Origin of the sequence: Emticicia sp. (assembly GCF_049241225.1) — a bacterium.
GTDB lineage: Bacteria > Bacteroidota > Bacteroidia > Cytophagales > Spirosomataceae > Emticicia.
The window spans coordinates 1-1601 of the sequence record NZ_JBMLRC010000363.1 but is presented as its reverse complement, the minus strand read 5'-3'; the positions used below and the strand labels follow the sequence as shown (position 1 = coordinate 1601).

Below are 1601 nucleotides of genomic sequence, written 5' to 3'. Positions count from 1 at the left end.
GTTTACTGTACTTGGGGTTTCTGCTGTGGTGGTCTATACAAATCTTTACCTGCTATTTCCTAATTTTTTCTTCACAAAGAAGTATTTGATATATTCTCTGTTGCTTGTTTTAATTGTTGGTTTAGGTGCTTTGTCTTTAAAATTACTTTTCCCTTCAGGCAATACTTCTTTTTCGATACCAATTTTTCAGCATTTTACCAATCTACTTTTCTTTGTTGTCATTACAAGTTCATTAAAGTTTTTGAGAGAATTTCTAAGAAAACAAGAACTACTAATAAAATCAGAAAATGAACAATTAAAAACCGAACTTTCCTTACTCAAATCGCAAGTAAACCCACATTTTTTGTTCAATACTTTAAATAATTTGTACGGATTGATTTTACAAAATCAAAACTCGCAAGCCGCAGAAATAACACTTAAATTGTCCGATTTGATGAGGTATTTATTGGAAAGTAGCAAAACTGAAAAAGTAAGTCTGAAAAAAGAAATCCAATTTTTGGAAGATTATTTGGCTTTGGAAAAAATCCGTTTATCAGCACAGGCAGATATTCGTTTGGAAGTTTCGGGCTTGGAAAATGATATTTTTATAGCACCTTTATTATTTATTCCTTTGGTAGAAAATGCCTTCAAACACGGTTTGCAAACACTTTCAAAAGATAGTTTTGCCCATTTTAGTTTGGCTTTGCAAGGCAATGAATTGTATTTTGAAGCCCATAATTCGGTAGGAAAACTCCTTGAAAATCAAGCCAAAAGTGGCACAGGTTTAGACAATTTACGCAAAAGATTGGCTTTGATATATCCTACAAAGCATTTCTTGGAAATAGAAGAAAAGGAAAATAGTTTTAAGCTAACTTTACAAATTAATTTATGAAACTCCATTGCTTAGTAGTTGATGACGAGCCTATTGCTCAACAAATCTTGGAAAATTACATTTCACAAATCGAGGCGTTGCAGTTGGTAGACAAGTGCAATAATGCGTTTGAGGCATTGAACATTTTGCATCGAGAAAAAATAGATATTTTGTTTTTGGACATAAAAATGCCTTCGCTTTCGGGTTTGGACATGCTCAAAACCTTGCAAAATCCGCCCAAAGTCATACTTACGACTGCTTTTTCGGAGTTTGGCGTAGAAAGTTACGAATATAGCATTACTGATTATTTGCTCAAACCCATTGCTTTTGAAAGATTTTTAAAAGCCGTCAATAAAATATTATTACCTAAAAATTTAGAATTTCTGATAGAAAAAGTACAGGAAAAACCGACTTCCGAAAACGAATTTATTTTTTTCAAAGCAGATAAGAAAATTCATAAATTTTATTTCAAAGAAATTTTATTTTTCGAGGGCAGTGGCAATTATGTAAAAATCAATACTGAAAATGCAACGCCTCTGATGGTTTTGGAAAAACTAAGTGATTTAGAAGAAAAATTGCCCCAAAACCAATTTATGCGGGTGCATAAGTCATTTATTGTAAATACATATCATATCAAACAGATTGAAGGCAATATGCTCAAAATAAAAGATAAAACAGTAACTATTTCGCAGAGCTACAAGCAAAATTTAGATGAAATATTGAATAAAAATAAATGAATTGCTGCTGCCAA

Annotated in this window: 2 protein-coding genes; both read left to right on the top strand. The window is 31.7% G+C overall.

Annotated elements, in window-relative coordinates; all coding sequences use genetic code 11:
• Positions 1-871: sensor histidine kinase (locus tag ACOVO2_RS19160; RefSeq protein WP_421771520.1), on the top strand; the 871-nt coding region annotated here is incomplete at its 5' end.
• On the top strand, positions 868-1587 hold the full coding sequence (locus ACOVO2_RS19155; RefSeq protein ID WP_421771519.1) for a LytR/AlgR family response regulator transcription factor: 720 nt from the start codon (positions 868-870) through the stop codon (positions 1585-1587). The genes ACOVO2_RS19160 and ACOVO2_RS19155, both read left to right, overlap by 4 nt.
• Positions 1588-1601: the final 14 nt, after the last annotated feature.

What these genes read in the sequence shown, in the direction of transcription:
- ACOVO2_RS19155 (WP_421771519.1), top strand. Translation starts at nt 868, where the DNA reads ATGAAACTCCATTGCTTAGTAGTTGATGACGAGCCTATTGCTCAACAA.